This is a genomic window from Hwangdonia sp. (assembly GCF_048381975.1).
GTDB classification, from domain to species: domain Bacteria; phylum Bacteroidota; class Bacteroidia; order Flavobacteriales; family Flavobacteriaceae; genus Hwangdonia; species Hwangdonia seohaensis.
Map to the genome: position 1 here is coordinate 150,558 of NZ_JBLWYT010000006.1, position 14,979 is coordinate 165,536.

Annotated in this window: 14 protein-coding genes and 1 other RNA gene; 8 read left to right on the plus strand and 7 right to left on the minus strand. The window is 36.3% G+C overall.

Features of this window, described 5'->3' with window-relative positions:
- Nucleotides 1-241 precede the first annotated feature (241 nt).
- Nucleotides 242-564: RNase P RNA component class A (gene rnpB, locus ACN5J7_RS12030), an RNA gene on the plus strand.
- A 63-nt stretch (nucleotides 565-627) separates the two neighbouring features.
- On the opposite strand, the gene ACN5J7_RS12035 is transcribed toward rnpB, so the two are convergent.
- The 5 genes from ACN5J7_RS12035 to ACN5J7_RS12055 form a co-directional block, all read right to left on the minus strand.
- The gene (locus tag ACN5J7_RS12035) at nucleotides 628-1,380 is read right to left on the minus strand and encodes a hypothetical protein (RefSeq protein ID WP_418604078.1); all 753 of its coding nucleotides are present in this window, start codon (nucleotides 1,378-1,380) and stop codon (nucleotides 628-630) included.
- Between the two features lie 77 nt (nucleotides 1,381-1,457).
- Entirely contained in the window at nucleotides 1,458-1,982 is a 525-nt protein-coding gene (locus tag ACN5J7_RS12040; RefSeq protein WP_311937798.1) for a nuclear transport factor 2 family protein, read from the minus strand.
- Between the two features lie 167 nt (nucleotides 1,983-2,149).
- The gene (locus ACN5J7_RS12045) at nucleotides 2,150-2,689 is read right to left on the minus strand and encodes an RsmD family RNA methyltransferase (RefSeq protein ID WP_418604079.1); all 540 of its coding nucleotides are present in this window, start codon (nucleotides 2,687-2,689) and stop codon (nucleotides 2,150-2,152) included.
- Nucleotides 2,689-3,510 (minus strand): DUF3822 family protein, encoded by an 822-nt coding sequence (locus ACN5J7_RS12050; RefSeq protein ID WP_418604080.1) that lies wholly within the window; start codon nucleotides 3,508-3,510, stop codon nucleotides 2,689-2,691. The genes ACN5J7_RS12045 and ACN5J7_RS12050 overlap by 1 nt, the downstream gene beginning before the upstream one ends.
- A complete protein-coding gene (locus tag ACN5J7_RS12055) occupies nucleotides 3,494-4,231 on the minus strand; it encodes a hypothetical protein (protein ID WP_418604188.1) in 738 nt (245 codons plus the stop codon). The genes ACN5J7_RS12050 and ACN5J7_RS12055 overlap by 17 nt, the downstream gene beginning before the upstream one ends.
- A 126-nt stretch (nucleotides 4,232-4,357) precedes the next feature.
- Here ACN5J7_RS12055 and ACN5J7_RS12060 point away from each other — a divergent pair, with 126 nt between their 5' ends.
- The 6 genes from ACN5J7_RS12060 to ACN5J7_RS12085 all read left to right on the plus strand — a co-directional run bounded on the left by ACN5J7_RS12060 (nucleotide 4,358) and on the right by ACN5J7_RS12085 (nucleotide 9,997).
- Nucleotides 4,358-5,782 (plus strand): ATP-dependent DNA helicase, encoded by a 1,425-nt coding sequence (locus ACN5J7_RS12060; protein ID WP_418604081.1) that lies wholly within the window; start codon nucleotides 4,358-4,360, stop codon nucleotides 5,780-5,782.
- Nucleotides 5,783-6,118: 336 nt separating this feature from the next.
- Nucleotides 6,119-6,694, plus strand: coding sequence for a DUF4126 domain-containing protein (locus ACN5J7_RS12065; protein ID WP_418604082.1), 576 nt, complete (start codon nucleotides 6,119-6,121; stop codon nucleotides 6,692-6,694).
- Nucleotides 6,695-6,732: 38 nt separating this feature from the next.
- On the plus strand, nucleotides 6,733-7,461 hold the full coding sequence (kdsB, locus tag ACN5J7_RS12070) for a 3-deoxy-manno-octulosonate cytidylyltransferase (RefSeq protein ID WP_418604083.1): 729 nt from the start codon (nucleotides 6,733-6,735) through the stop codon (nucleotides 7,459-7,461).
- A gap of 114 nt (nucleotides 7,462-7,575) precedes the next feature.
- A complete protein-coding gene (locus tag ACN5J7_RS12075; protein ID WP_418604084.1) occupies nucleotides 7,576-8,280 on the plus strand; it encodes an HAD family hydrolase in 705 nt (234 codons plus the stop codon).
- A gap of 84 nt (nucleotides 8,281-8,364) precedes the next feature.
- Complete coding sequence (locus tag ACN5J7_RS12080) at nucleotides 8,365-9,447, plus strand: iron-containing alcohol dehydrogenase family protein (protein WP_418604085.1); 1,083 nt, start codon at nucleotides 8,365-8,367, stop codon at nucleotides 9,445-9,447.
- Nucleotide 9,448: 1 nt separating this feature from the next.
- The gene (locus ACN5J7_RS12085; protein ID WP_311937813.1) at nucleotides 9,449-9,997 is read left to right on the plus strand and encodes a 1-acyl-sn-glycerol-3-phosphate acyltransferase; all 549 of its coding nucleotides are present in this window, start codon (nucleotides 9,449-9,451) and stop codon (nucleotides 9,995-9,997) included.
- 161 nt (nucleotides 9,998-10,158) lie between these two features.
- Here the strand turns inward: ACN5J7_RS12085 and ACN5J7_RS12090 are convergent, their stop codons facing one another.
- Together ACN5J7_RS12090 and ACN5J7_RS12095 are read right to left on the minus strand one after the other, a co-directional pair.
- Entirely contained in the window at nucleotides 10,159-11,349 is a 1,191-nt protein-coding gene (locus tag ACN5J7_RS12090; protein WP_311937815.1) for a retropepsin-like aspartic protease, read from the minus strand.
- 97 nt (nucleotides 11,350-11,446) lie between these two features.
- Complete coding sequence (locus tag ACN5J7_RS12095) at nucleotides 11,447-14,050, minus strand: zinc-dependent metalloprotease (protein ID WP_418604086.1); 2,604 nt, start codon at nucleotides 14,048-14,050, stop codon at nucleotides 11,447-11,449.
- 191 nt (nucleotides 14,051-14,241) lie between these two features.
- On the opposite strand from ACN5J7_RS12095, the gene ACN5J7_RS12100 reads away from it, so the two are divergent.
- Nucleotides 14,242-14,970 (plus strand): NYN domain-containing protein, encoded by a 729-nt coding sequence (locus tag ACN5J7_RS12100; protein WP_418604087.1) that lies wholly within the window; start codon nucleotides 14,242-14,244, stop codon nucleotides 14,968-14,970.
- Nucleotides 14,971-14,979: the final 9 nt, after the last annotated feature.

A 14,979-nucleotide genomic window follows, 5' to 3' on the forward strand; every position in this document is an offset into this window, starting at 1 on the left:
TGATGTGGGTTTTAATGGTTTTATGTGTAAATAATTGGCTTATCCAAAAACTAAACGACTTCCTGTTTTAAAAACAAAAACCGGCAAATAAATCCGCGTTAAGGATTGAACGATCTGTTTGAGCTCGCCGACGATAGGAGGAAGCGAGTAGTGAAAGCCTGACCCCGACCTAAGAAGGGGTAACGCCCAAATAATTGAATATTCATGAAAAAGTAGCATTTGTTTGTTGTAATTTTGTGCCTAAGTAGATCGCCTTATCGCTGTCTCGATTCGTCGGGATGGAGGAAAGTCCGAACACCGTAGTGCAACATAGTGGTTAATGGCCACCAACCGTGAGGTTAGGAAAAGTGCAACAGAAAGTATGTACAGGTAATGCTGTAGTGAAACCGGGTAAACTCTATGTGGTGCAATGTCATGTAAACCAGTGCTTGAGGGCGGCACGCTCGATGCTGGAGGGTAGGCAGCTAAAGTGTATGGGTAACCATGCACTCAGATAAATGATAAGGGTGTTTTGAGTTTTAAATTCAGGACATACAGAATTCGGCTTATAGATTTGCTTGGAAATAAATAAACCCTTCTTTACATTGTTAAAGAAGGGTTTATAGTTAAAATTGGTTGGTAAAAAAATTAATCTTCTTTTGGTGCATACGATAAATCCGGACGCATTTCGCCTGTGTACTCTTCCGTTCTTGTGGTGTAATTCATTACTTTGGCAAAAGTGTCCCATCGGTCTGGGCCTAAAACTTCTTTGTTTGCTTCGCCTCTTTTAGCCGAATCTATAGCGTCTTTTGCAGGGATAGAAACAAAATAATAGCTTTCCATTTGCCCAAATCCGTTGCGGTATACATTGTAATATTCCGTTGAGCCTTTGCTTTTAAACATGGCTTTAACGGCTTTCATGCCTTCGCGCATTTTTTTGGCATTTTCTGGCTTATAATACATGTAAAACCAAGTTCGGTAGTTTTCGGCCTCGGCTGGTTGGGCATCTTCGGCGGGACTGTAACTTAGCGCGTCGTCTTTTACAATGATGTAAGTACCGTGCGAGTCGTAACACGCATCAAAACGATCGAACATTTCTCCAAATTTGTCGCCCATGGCTTTTGCCATGTCTGCAAATGGGTTTTTATCTAATTCTGCAAAGTTTTCAATGGGCGTAACGTAAAAATATTTGAAATCATGGCTCATAGCCGAAAACCACGAGGTTTGTAAATTGTGCTCAATACATGCTGCTTGGAATTCTTTCGCAATTTTTTCGTATTCCATGAACTTGGAAGGCTTTACATTGTCTTGATGAATTTGATAGGCTTGTTGTGCATTGGAAAAGTTTACCGTAAGGCATAGCATTAATGCCAAAAGCATAGTTGTTTTGATTGTCTTCATAATTAATTGTTTTAATTGGTTGGTTATTTAAATGTTGATAATAGCTAATAATTTATCTAAAAGGGAGTTGTTTTGTACTAATTTAATGCTTCTCCCATAGCGGAATTGCTTTCCATTTCTGCAGCTTCAATTTCTATAAAGGCTGCCGTGATTGAGGCGGTATCGTAATATCCGTATTCCTTGACCACTTTTCCATCTGCAAATTGAGAGGTTAAATGCACAGGTATGATCAATTCTTTGCCATTGGCTTTTAGCTTACCGCTCCAAACGGACCAGTAATTCACCCATTTTTTGCCTTCTTTGTCGATGACCATTTCCAATACCGTTTTATCATCTGAAAAACCGTAGGATGAGAAATTGGAAATCATGTCTTGATGGCGTTTCATACTTTCCAGATAAGGTATTCCCGTGTTTTTGTTGTGAAATACTTGTGCGGTATCGGCAAAGTGGGATTTCCAAGCATCCCAATCTTGGGCTTCATAGGCTTTTACTCTTTCTTTTATGGATTCAATTTCTGGTGACTCTGAAAAATAACGTTGTGGTTCCTGATTACAGGATACCACTAGGGTTAATATAAGCCCTAATAGGATAAGTTTTTTCATTTTATTTAAGGTTTTAATTAATAGTACTGATAAATTACCATAACCAAACTTAAAAAAAGACCTGCTTTTTTAGAGAGAATAAAGTTTATGTTTAGAGCCGGGGACTATTAAGGTGAAATCTAATTTACTGAAAAAAAAGCAATTAAGTATGAAATGTTAAAGAAAACTTAGTTGGCTTCAAAAAAACTGAACATATTGCCACCATAACTTTTGGAATAGCTAAATTGGCTTAGATGAGATAAATCGGTGTGTTTGGAATGTTCGATGATTAGCAAACCATCTTCTAATAATAAATTATTCTGAAATATTAGTTCGGGGATTTTTGCAAACTGTTCATCAGGAAAGGCATAGGGCGGATCAGCAAAAATAATATGGGTTTGTAAAGTGGATTTTTCTAAAAACTTAAACACATCGCTTTTAATGGTGTTTATGGGCATATTGAATTTCTCAGCGATTTGATTTATAAATTTTATACAGCCATAATCCTGATCGACACTAGTGATTTGTTGGGTGCCTCTTGATGCAAACTCGTAGCTTATATTGCCTGTTCCTGCAAATAAATCGAGTACGGAAATGGCATCGAAATAAAAACGATTGTTTAAAATATTGAACAGCGATTCCTTAGCCATGTCGGTTGTAGGGCGCACCGGCAAGTTTTTTGGTGCTACAATTTTTCTGCTTTTATATAATCCTGAAATAATCCGCATTAAAAACTGTGTATTAAAGTGAAGTTTGAATGGTTGGGTTCAACGGGTTGTAAATACTTGTAATTGTCCAATCGCTTCCCAAAGCTTACATGCCTAATGTATGTATAAGCTATGTTGTATAATTCATCATCTTTCGAAATATTTCCAATAAGAATTAAGTGTAACGTTTCCGGGTTAAGTTTTAATTGTTCGGCGGTAAAAAGAATGTAATAAATAAAATCTTCTTTTGTACTGTATTCAAAAGTGTTATAAAGGATGAGTTTTCCTTTATCTGTTACAATAATTTCAAAATGAGCTGCATTTACATTGACATAAACCTTGGTGCCATCCGCATTTTTTTCGATAGATAGAATGCGTTCTATTAAAATGGTGGAAAAATGTTTGTATGTAAAGCTTCCGAATTTTTCGTAAATAAAATTGTTGATATTTATGTACGGGACGTAAACGTTAACACTGTCGTTGGTTTCAATAACATCGAAAGCGATAAAATCGGATTTAAGGATTTTAGAATTAAACTTTAAATAATCGGCTAAACAAGCTTCTTTAAACAATGGTTTTGGCACTAGGGTTGAAAGCTCGTTGGTATGTATAACGTTAACGTTGTTAAACGAAACCTGTAAGGCGGCCTCGGTGTTAAACAAGTGGATTAGCTGGTCTAAAACCTCAAACGGATTTAGTTTTTTTTCAAAATCAACATGCTTTAAAGCCGTAATTGTTTTGGTATCGCTTTGCAGTATACAAAAAGAAAGTCCACTCAAACTTATTTGAATGGACAATTCCAGATTAGTTAGTTTATTATAGTTTTTATTCGTTAGCGCCATATGTTTTTGGCCAGTTTCCAGCGGTATTTACTTCGTCCATAGAGCCTACTTTTAAGGCATTTCCGTTAACACCATCAACAGACACTATTTGGTTTTCCTGTAAAACAAGGTCTCTATCTTGATCAAATAAAATCACGTCTTTTTTAACCTTTGCTTCAAACACTGCTATTTTTGTATTGTTTTGCTCTATAAAACCGGCTTTAAGTTCAAATTTTTCACCTTCTTTTCCAACTGGCACATTCATCATGGTTTTATAACGGTCGGAGTTTCTAAATAAGGAATCTTTTACGGGAACAAATCCCAAAGTATCTATAATAACAATATCTTTAAACATATCAACACCAAATTGTTTGGATAAAACCTCGTCTCTTACACTAGAGTCTCTACGTTGTGTAATCGTAAATTGTGCGGTATCAACAAACTTAATCAAATTATCAAAGTTACCTGCGAATTGACCCTTTACTTTTCTGTGCGCCAATTGTGCATCTCTTATATCATTTAAGCTTTTAATGACTTCGGCGTAACGCTTGTTTTTTAGTTTGTTAAAGTGAACCGGACCGTAAACAGATTGGAATGTATTATATCCTAAAAAAGCAATAGTTATCCAAAGCACAACTTGCAACAAAGGTTTAAATTTAGTGGGAATAAATTTGTCAACTAACTTAACTAAGCCAATTGTTACAAGAATTACAGCAATTGCAACGAGAATTAATTTCATGATACGTTATTTATTAAATAAATTTATTAATGGTATTTAGCAAATCTACAATTTTTTTTTAATCGTAAAAACCAAAGTACGTAAAAATCATTTCTATATTTGAATAATTTATTAATTATTTTGTTTTAAATGACCTCATCCGAATTTTACGCCCTTATAAAACAGCAGTTTCCGTTTCAACCCACGTTAAAACAAAATATTGTACTCCAACAGCTTTCAGAATTTATTTTCAGCAAAACACCAAACGCCCTGTATGTGTTAAAAGGCTATGCCGGTACGGGTAAAACCACTATTGTTGGTACCATTGTTACCAATTTATGGAAAGCAAAAAAAAGCGCTGTGTTAATGGCACCAACGGGAAGGGCGGCTAAAGTGATTTCAAATTATTCAAACAAAGAAGCGTTTACCATTCATAAAAAAATATATTTTCCTAAAAAAGATAAGGGTGGCGGCGTAAAATTTATTTTGCAGCCCAACAAGCACAAAAACACGATTTTTATTGTTGACGAAGCCTCCATGATTCCTGATACGCCTGGGGAATCTAAATTTTTTGATAACGGATCGTTGCTGGACGATTTAATGCAATATGTATATTCCGGTCACCAGTGTAAATTGCTTTTAATTGGTGATACCGCCCAATTACCTCCGGTAAAACTCGATTTAAGCCCAGCGTTGGATGAAAATAAATTGGCCTTGAATTACAACAAAGAGGTTACAAAAATGGAGCTGGACGAAGTGATGCGACAAGAGCAGGATTCGGGGATTTTAGAAAACGCCACGGTGCTGCGCGAGGCTTTATCGAGAAATGCCCACGATGCTTTTAAATTCGATTTAAACGGTTTTACCGATATTGTAAGATTGGTTGATGGCTACGATATTATGGACGCCATAAACGATGCCTACAGCAGTTTAGGGAACGAGGAAACCGCTATTATCGTTCGCAGCAATAAGCGCGCTAACCTATATAACCAGCAAATACGAAGTCGGATTTTATTTAACGAACACGAGTTAACCGCGGGCGATTATTTAATGGTGGTTAAGAACAATTATTTTTGGATTAAGCCCACAACCGAAGCCGGTTTTATTGCCAATGGCGATATCATTGAGGTTTTAGAGATTTTTTCGATTAAGGAATTATACGGATTTCGCTTCGCGGAAGTTAAGGTACGCATGGTCGATTATCCAAAAATGAGACCATTTGAAACCGTTTTGCTATTAGATACCATTGATGCCGAAACGCCCTCGCTACCTTACGAAGAATCGAATAGACTCTATCAAGAAGTCCAAAAAGACTACGAAAACGAAACGAGCAATTACAAAAGATTCTTAAAAATAAAAGGCAATAAACATTTTAATGCGTTGCAGGTTAAGTTTTCTTATGCCATAACCTGTCATAAATCCCAAGGTGGACAATGGCACACCGTTTTTGTCGAGCAACCCTATTTGCCCAATGGCGTGGATAAAGATTATTTGCGATGGCTGTACACCGCTGTAACCAGAGCCAAGGATAAATTGTATCTTATAGGTTTTAAGGATGATTTTTTTGAGGAATAGTGCTAAGTTGAAAGTTGGAAGACCGAAGACGGATGTTCACTCAGGGTAAGACGGAAATTTGTTTGCGCACAAAATCTCACCGTATTAACGTTGCGGAAATGTGTACCAATCAATAAATCACTTTTTAAATTTTAAGAGTGAGAGTTCCCCGCCTTGGAAGGGCTAGGGGTGGGTTTTAAATTAAAGGGTTAGAAGATAAGTTTTGACTGAAGACTGCTGATTTTGGAGTTTTTTTATCAACCAATTAACTTTAAAAATCTTTGTAAATTAGCATAGTATTTTAGCTTTGAATGATTATTAATCTTTAAAAAAATTCCCGAAAGGGGATTTAGGCTTATGACAGTAGAAACCATTATTAGTATATGTTTAGGCATAGGGCTTGCCGCATCGGTTGGGTTTAGGGTGTTTTTGCCGTTGTTCGCATTGAGTTTGGCTGCTTATTTTGATGTTTGGCCACTCAACGAATCTTGGGAATGGATTGGCAGTACCACCGCTTTAATAACTTTAGGCGTTGCTACGCTGGTAGAAATTTTTGCCTATTTTATACCTTATATCGATAATTTATTGGATAGTATCGCGGTGCCTTTGGCGGCACTTGCAGGAACGGCGGTAATGATGTCTACGGTGGCCGATTTAAGCCCCGTTATAACCTGGTCGTTAGCCATCATCGCAGGTGGCGGAACGGCAGCGGCCATTGCCGGAACCTCAAGTACAACACGATTGGCATCCACGGCCACAACGGGTGGTTTGGGAAATCCCATAGTATCGACCATTGAAACCGTTACGGCTACGGTAATGTCGGTTATTTCAATATTCCTCCCCATTTTAGCTATCATTTTAGTAGCAATCATATTATTTATAATTTTCCGATTGTATAAAAAGTTTAAACCATCTAAAGTTAAAAATCAGTAATATTTATAGTATTTTTGAACTACATTATTTAGAAGTAGATGAAAATAATCTCAATGATTCCCGCGCGATACAGCGCCACACGTTTCCCCGGAAAACTCATGCAGGATTTAGGCGGAAAAACCGTTATCCGTCGGACTTATGAAGCCACCGTTGCCACCAATTTATTTGATGATGTTTTTGTAGTTACCGATAGCGATATCATTTACAAAGAGATAGTTAACAACGGCGGTAAAGCCATTATGAGCATTAAGGAACACGATTGCGGTAGCGATAGAATAGCCGAAGCTGTTGAAGATTTAGATATTGATATTGTTATAAACGTGCAGGGCGATGAGCCTTTTACTGATGCAGAATCATTAAAAAAACTGATTGAAGTCTTTAAAGATGATTACGATAAAACCATAGATTTAGCCTCATTAATGGTTCATATTACAGATGACGAGGAAATTAAAAACCCAAATACGGTAAAGGTTATTGTCGATAATACTAATTTCGCATTATATTTTTCGCGTAGCGTAATCCCATTCCCAAGAGATAAAACCGTTGATGTAAAATATTACAAACACAAAGGCGTTTATGCATTTAGAAAAGCGGCTTTATTGGATTTTTATCGATTGCCTATGCTTGCTTTAGAAGCTTCTGAAAAGCTGGAACAATTGCGCTATTTAGAATACGGCAAACGCATAAAAATGGTTGAAACCGATGTGCAGGGTATCGAGATTGATACCCCGGAAGATTTAGAACGCGCAAATAAATTATGGAAGTGACGAAGTCATTCCCTTGAAATCGTAAGATTCATGAATTCATTATTATAAAATGTTAAATAATGAATAAAAAGGGAATCTTTTTAAAGTGAGTTAGAATTATTATAAACAAAAAAATTGAAAAAAGAGTATCAACACATTAAAGTAATTGGATTTGATGCCGATGATACACTTTGGGTTAACGAAACCTATTTTCGTGAGGCCGAAGAGGAGATTCAACGCTTGTTGTCAAAATACGAAACCCCAAATAAAATAGACCAAGAGCTGTTCAAAATGGAAATGAAAAATCTTCCGCTTTATGGCTATGGTGTTAAGGCTTTCATTTTATCGATGGTAGAAGTGGCTCTGGAATTATCAAACTATAATATTTCAAATAAAACCATCGAAGCCATATTGACTATTGGCAAAAACATGCTTGAAAAACCTGTGGAGTTGCTTGATGGCGTTGAAGACGTTTTAAACGTGCTTTCAAAAAAATACCGATTGATATTGGCTACCAAAGGCGATTTATTGGACCAAGAACGCAAACTGGAAAAATCTGGTTTAACCAAATATTTTCATCATATTGAAGTGTTAAGCGATAAGCAAGAGCGTAATTATTCCAATCTTTTAAATCATTTGGATATTAAACCCACAGAGTTTTTAATGATAGGAAACTCTTTAAAATCGGATGTTTTGCCCTTGGTAAATATTAAAGCCCATGCCATTCATATCCCATTTCATACCACTTGGGCGCACGAAACGGTAAGCAAAAAAGAAACGAATGGTAAAACTTACAAAACCATTGGTGGTTTAAGAGAGGTTTTAAATTTGTTGGATTAATTGGTAAGATATTTCATTACCTTTTAATCGAGTAAAAATGAAAATAGTACTATTTTTACAATTTGAAAAAAGAAATTACATTAAATGAATTATAGAAACTTTCCCATGGTGCCAAGAGTAATTTTTGGCAGAGGTAGTTTTAATCAGTTAAATGATATTATTGCCCCAAAACGATTAAGCGTTAACGCACCATTTATTTTTTTGGTAGATGATGTTTTTAAAAACAACAACTGGTTGTCGTCTCGAATACCTACGTCTTACGATGACCGAATTATTTATATATCAGCAAATGAGGAACCCAGAACATCGCAAGTCGATGAGCTGGTTGAAGATATTATTTTAAATACCAAAGAACGCCCTTCCGGAATTATTGGAATTGGTGGAGGCACTATTTTAGATTTGGCCAAAGCGGTATCTATCATGATTACCAACAAAGGAGAAGCTAAAGATTATCAAGGTTGGGATTTGGTTAAAAACCCAGCTATTTATCATGTGGGCATTCCCACTATATCTGGAACGGGGGCCGAGGTTTCGAGGACTACGGTGTTAACGGGGCCGGAAAGAAAACTAGGTATAAATTCAGATTATACACCTTTTGATCAAGTTGTTTTAGATTCCGAACTTACCAAAGATGTGCCAACCGAACAGTGGTTTTACACCGGTATGGACTGTTATATCCATTGCATTGAATCGCTTACGGGAACCTATTTAAACGCCTTTAGCCAAAGTTATGGCGAGATGGCCTTACAACTATGTGAAGAGATATTTTTAACCGATACTTTATCAAGTGTTGATGCCCAGGAAAAACTCATGATGGCATCGTGGCACGGTGGTATGAGCATTGCCTACTCGCAAGTTGGTGTGGCACACGCCATGAGTTACGGATTATCTTATTTATTGGGAACAAGGCACGGTATAGGCAATTGCATTGTTTTCAATCATTTGGAAGAATTTTATCCCGAAGGCGTAAAGGTATTTAAAGCCATGAAAAAGAAGCATAATATTGTGTTGCCTAAAGGGATATGCGCCAATTTAAGCGATAGGGAATTTGATATCATGATAAATATATCGCTTAGTTTAGAACCGCTTTGGGAAAATGCGCTGGGTAAAAATTGGAAAAAAATAATGACGCCCAAAAAATTAAAAGAACTTTACCAAAAAATGTAATATGCGGTGGTTAGCCAAATTCATTTACTTTAAGCTTTTAGGTTGGAAAGCTGTTGGCAACACCAATTTTTCTAACGATACAATTAAAAAAGCGGTAATTATTGCTGCACCACATACCAGTTGGCACGACTTTTATATCGGCGTTTTATTGCGTTCTGTGCTCGGCATTAAAACAAATTTTGTTGGTAAAAAAGAATTGTTTGTTTTTCCTATTGGTTGGTTTTTTAAAGCTTTGGGAGGTGCGCCAATTAACCGGCAATCCAATGAAAACAAAGTGCAGGCCATAGCAAAGTTATTTGCTGAAAAAGACGAGTTTAGAATGGCGATGGCTCCAGAAGGCACCAGAAAAAAAGTTGACACATGGCGCACCGGTTTTTATTATATCGCTAAAGAAGCCAAGGTACCCATTATTATGTTTACGCTGGATTTTGAAAATAAACAAAACAAGATTTCAGAGCCCTTTTATCCTACAGATGATACGAAAGCAGATTTCGAATTCATGTATAATTTCTATAAAGATGTAAAAGGAAAAGTACCTGAATATTCGTAAGGCTTTTAATTAAAAATTGTCTTTCAAAATAAATTTTGGCATACATTTTGAAGGCTAATAAATAGAATTGCGAATGAAACATAAAGTAAACCAGTCACTGGCTCTAAAAAGAAACATTCGGATAATAAACACTTAAAGCTACTTTACCTAAAGTAGCTTTTTTATTGGGGCCATGTTTTTTCAATCCGTACTGTTTTATATAAACCTTCAGAAGTTTTCACAGTTAATTCCAAAGTGTCTTTTTTAGTATAACTTGCTTTTGAAGTTATAAAATCACAAATATCAATTTGCGGTACATCGAGCGCATTTAACTTTATAATTTCATCGCCAAAGCTAATTTCCTTTTTCAAATTATCATCCCAAACAACTCCAACAACAAGTTTGTTGTTAATTGCCGTAGGGCTAAATCCCCATAATTTTTCCGCTAAATCATTAGTGGATTCGTACGAGGAAAAATAGAATTTCTTATTTAAAAAATCCATGGTCATCACACCATGCTTTAACGCTTCAGAACCAATCCTCGAGTTATCGTCGCTGGTGGTTGCCGTGGTTACATTTTTAAAAATGGTTTGGTTTATTTTTAAGGTGTCAACCGTAACCCTGTAAAGTTTGCTCTTTTCCGCAGCACCAAAAAAACCAATGCTTTTACTGCCAATGCCTTCACTCTGCACCTTGAATATCTTGTTTTTTTGAAGTGCGTTAAAGTTTTTAAGCGACACATCGTAAAACCCTTTCATGCCCGTATCGATTAACAAATGCTCTTTGGCTCTTTTTTTTCCATGTAAATCAATCCAGATATACGGGCTTTTTTGCCTGCCAATTAAATGCAGTTTTGTAGCATCGCTTTTGTTTAAAGTGAGTTTCTTTTTTTTGTTGGTTAGCCGAATCACATTCTTTTTTAAATCTATTTGAACTATCGATTTTTGCAGCATATTGCTCCCAATGATACCATCAATTTCAAAACAGTCGAAAATAAAATTTTGCTTATTCGCGTCAACTAAAGTGGGGCAGTTTTTAAAAGAAACACCGCCAATTGTTATTTCTGGCACCGATACAACCGCTAAACTATTTCGTTTACTTGTTGCATCTTTAATGTTGATACTTTTTATAGCATTGATTTCAATATCATTTTTAATTTGAGTCGATATTAAGTTTGGCGCACCCGTATCAAATAAAAAACGATAGGTTTTGTTTTCAATGGTAACCGGAATAATTATTTTTTCTGAAATATATTCAAATTCAATTTCTGTGTAATAGTTTTTTGGTGTAACTAAACCCTTGGTGAATAAGTTTTTTTGACCAATAGATTGAATGGAAACTAACAAAAAAATGAGAGCTACAATTTTTTTCATTTTAAGAAAATTATTTTTTTTATTAAGATACCAATAAAAATAAAAAAGCCATATCATTTTTAACGATATGGCTTTTGTTTGTTGTATAAAATGCGTGTTATTTAACTTCTTTTAACGCATTGTCAATAAGCGTTCTTAAATGTTGTTTGTGCGCTCTTGATGCTATATTTCCAGAAGGTGCAGCCATGGTTCGTGTATTTTTTAAATTATATAAAGCCATAGATTTCGCATTATTGGAATACCTGCTGCTTTGTTTGCCTGTTAGCATATCAATAAGCATGTTGGTGTATTCCAATTGTAAATTTTGTCTGAATGAATTGACGTTGGAATAAATATCCGCTTTAAAAATAGCATGGTTTAAATCGCTCATTACCATGGATAATTTATACGAGTTACCGTACAATTCAGAATCCGTAATACGCTGTAATGTATTGGGGTGCAGCAAATGGTTTAATACGTTTTTTTGATAACCCAATACTTGACTGTGTATTTTAGGGTCTTCTGTTGAACGCATAAACCCAAAACCACGGCGTTGCATGGCTAAGTAGTTGTATAAATCGTTTGGTGCATCAAAAGCATTTGGTGCAAAAACGTGTTTGTTTAAGGTTGCCATGGCTCTTTTTTGGTCGTTTAAACTCACCGGGGTGTAAGGTTGCGTTTCACCGGCTTGACCAGCCATAGATCGATCTACATAAACACCGCCAATAAATCTGGATACTACATTGGCAGCACTTCCTCTTTGACTACTTAAAATATAATACGCTTGCCTTAATTCTTGGTATGATTGGCCAGATTTAGAAAACTTATCCTTAATGCCTTCCATCATCGTGTTAATAACCTCAAAACGATCGTTTGAATAGGTAATTTGATCGTTTGATAAATCGCCAACCATAACGCGTGGGTCGATTGCTTTTCCTGGAGAACGCATGTCGTCGGCATCATTTCCAAAAATGAGTTCGGGTTTGGTCGATTGATTTAATAAAGCTTCTCTTTCAGCCTCACTTTCAAAGGGTGTGTACCCAAATTGAATGGCCCAAACATCGTAAGGTCCCACGGCGGTATCGTAATACTGTCCTTGTTTACTTCTATCTTTTGTAATATTTATGGCCGCATAATCCATAACCGAACCGGTTAAACATTTGCCTTTAATAAAATCGGCATCGGCAAGTTGTTCCGGAGAGAATAACTGACTCGCTTTCATGTTGTGATTTAAACCTAAGGTATGCCCAACTTCGTGCATAATCAACGCCGTCATCGCTTCTTTTTTCATGCGTTTCATCTCTAAATCGGTTGCGTTCGATGCCTGTAAAACCGCCTTGCCAAACAACGTGTTTTCGTGCATCAGATGGCCTAAGGAACAGTACATTTTATCGTCTTCATAATTTTCAGAATCATCAAAAGTTTGGCTTAATGAGGCTAAATCGAATAGCTTATCGTACATCACCCTATTGGTGAAATGCACGTATTCCAACATAATATCCGCACCCAGAATTTGTCCGGTTTTCGGATTTACAAAACTGGGGCCGTAACCACCAAAAGGCGGTTGTGGAGACGATGTCCAACGCAGTACATTATAACGTATATCGCCAGCATCCCATTCGGCATCATCGGGTTGTATTTTTACGGCCATAGCGTTTTTAAAGCCTGCTTTTTCAAAAGCCACGTTCCATTGCAAAACCGCATTTTTTATGGTTTCCCGCCACTCCATTGGCGTAGAATTTTCAATCCACCAGGTAATGGGTTCAACAGGCTCAGAGATGGCGGCATTGGGGTCTTTCTTTTTTAAGTTCCAACGGTGTACCAAATCCCGATACGGTGTAGCACTCGTAGAGGTTTGGTCGTTAACCTGTGTTAAAAAATACCCAACCCTTGGGTCGTCGAATCGTATTTCGTAATCGTTATCAGGCATTTCCATTAAACTATGGAACACTTTAATACTCACGTTTCTGCCATCGGCAACCGCGTTAGATCCGCCATTTAAAACAGAAGGCGAGGAGTACACATACTCCACTTGCAAATTGGTGTTTTCTTCGTAATTTCTGATCGAATTAATCTTGGTTTTCGTTTTACTTAAACTACCCAATTGAAAAGCGGTTGGCGATGCGCCTGGAAACCTCGGATTTTTTATTTGAGAAAATGTTTCACTTAAAAACAAACCATCCGCTTTAATTAAGTAAAGGCCTTTCTTTTTATCGTGTGCTTCAACTTTAATGCTGGCCATATTACCATGGCTAATATTGGCATCTTTTGATTTTGAAAGAGCACTTTCCGGATCGAAATAAAACGAATTGTTCTGCGTTTCAAATTCAATTTTATCAAAGTGCTTTTTTATTTTAAAAACTTTTGAGCCTCTGTACATGCCTCTTATAATTCTTCCGGCATCCATAACGCCATCTGCAATTTGACTAAAATAAATGTACTCATTATCAATTTGGTCATCAGAAATCAACATTTGTAAAGATCCCGTAATCGTATCTTGGTATATGGTAAATAAACCTTCAATTTTTTTACTGGATTTTACAAGGTCTTCAATCTTTTTTTCTTTTGATTTTTTTGGAGCAGGTTTAACCGGAGCTTCAACTTGGTTTTTTTTCTTTCCGCGTTTCTTTTTTTGAGCTTCGGCATTAAGCGGAACAAGAAAAAGCGCTAGCATAAATGCAAGGCTTAATAATTTTAAAGCTCTGAGTTTTTGGTGTTTCATGAAATAAATGTTTTAAAGGATTTAAACCCGATTGATTATTTGAAAATTAGTCTTGCTAAAAATAGAAATAATGAAATGTTTATTTCTTTATAAAATGTTAAAAAGATTCAAGGGATTTGTTTTATGAAATTAATTGGTAAAATTGTTGCCGAATATTTGTATTCTACTATATTTAATTACCTTTATAAAATATGAAAGAAGACACCAAAATTGCCGTTTTGATTGACGGCGACAACATCCCATCAAAGTATATTTCTGAAATGATGGAAGAAATAACAAAATACGGTACACCAACTATTAAAAGGATTTATGGCGATTGGACTAAACCGCATTTATCAAAATGGAAAAATATTCTGCTTGAAAATGCCATAACGCCCATACAACAATACGGATACACGACAGGCAAAAACGCCACCGATTCGGCAATGATTATTGATGCGATGGATATATTGTATTCTGAAAAAGTGAACGGTTTTTGTTTGGTGTCGTCCGATAGCGATTTCACTAAACTCGCTACACGATTGCGGGAAGCCGGTATGGTGGTTTATGGCATGGGCGAGAAAAAAACTCCCAATCCGTTTATTGTGGCCTGCGATAAGTTTATTTACTTGGAAATCTTAAAAAGTGATAGCGATAAAGATGAAAAAGGCCGGAAAACGAAAAAGGAAAACCTATATAACATCACGCCTAAAGTCATTAAACTGCTCCAAAACTCGGTTGACGATGCCGCCGATGACGATGGGTGGGCTTTTCTTGGCGATGTGGGCTCATTAATACTTAAAAAGCAGCCTAATTTTGACTCAAGAAATTTTGGATTTGCTAAACTAACACCGCTTTTTAAATCGCTTCCACAATTTGACATGGAACAACGCGATCAAAGCAATGCCCGGTTTAAGTTGATTTATGTGAAGAATAAATAGAAAATAAAA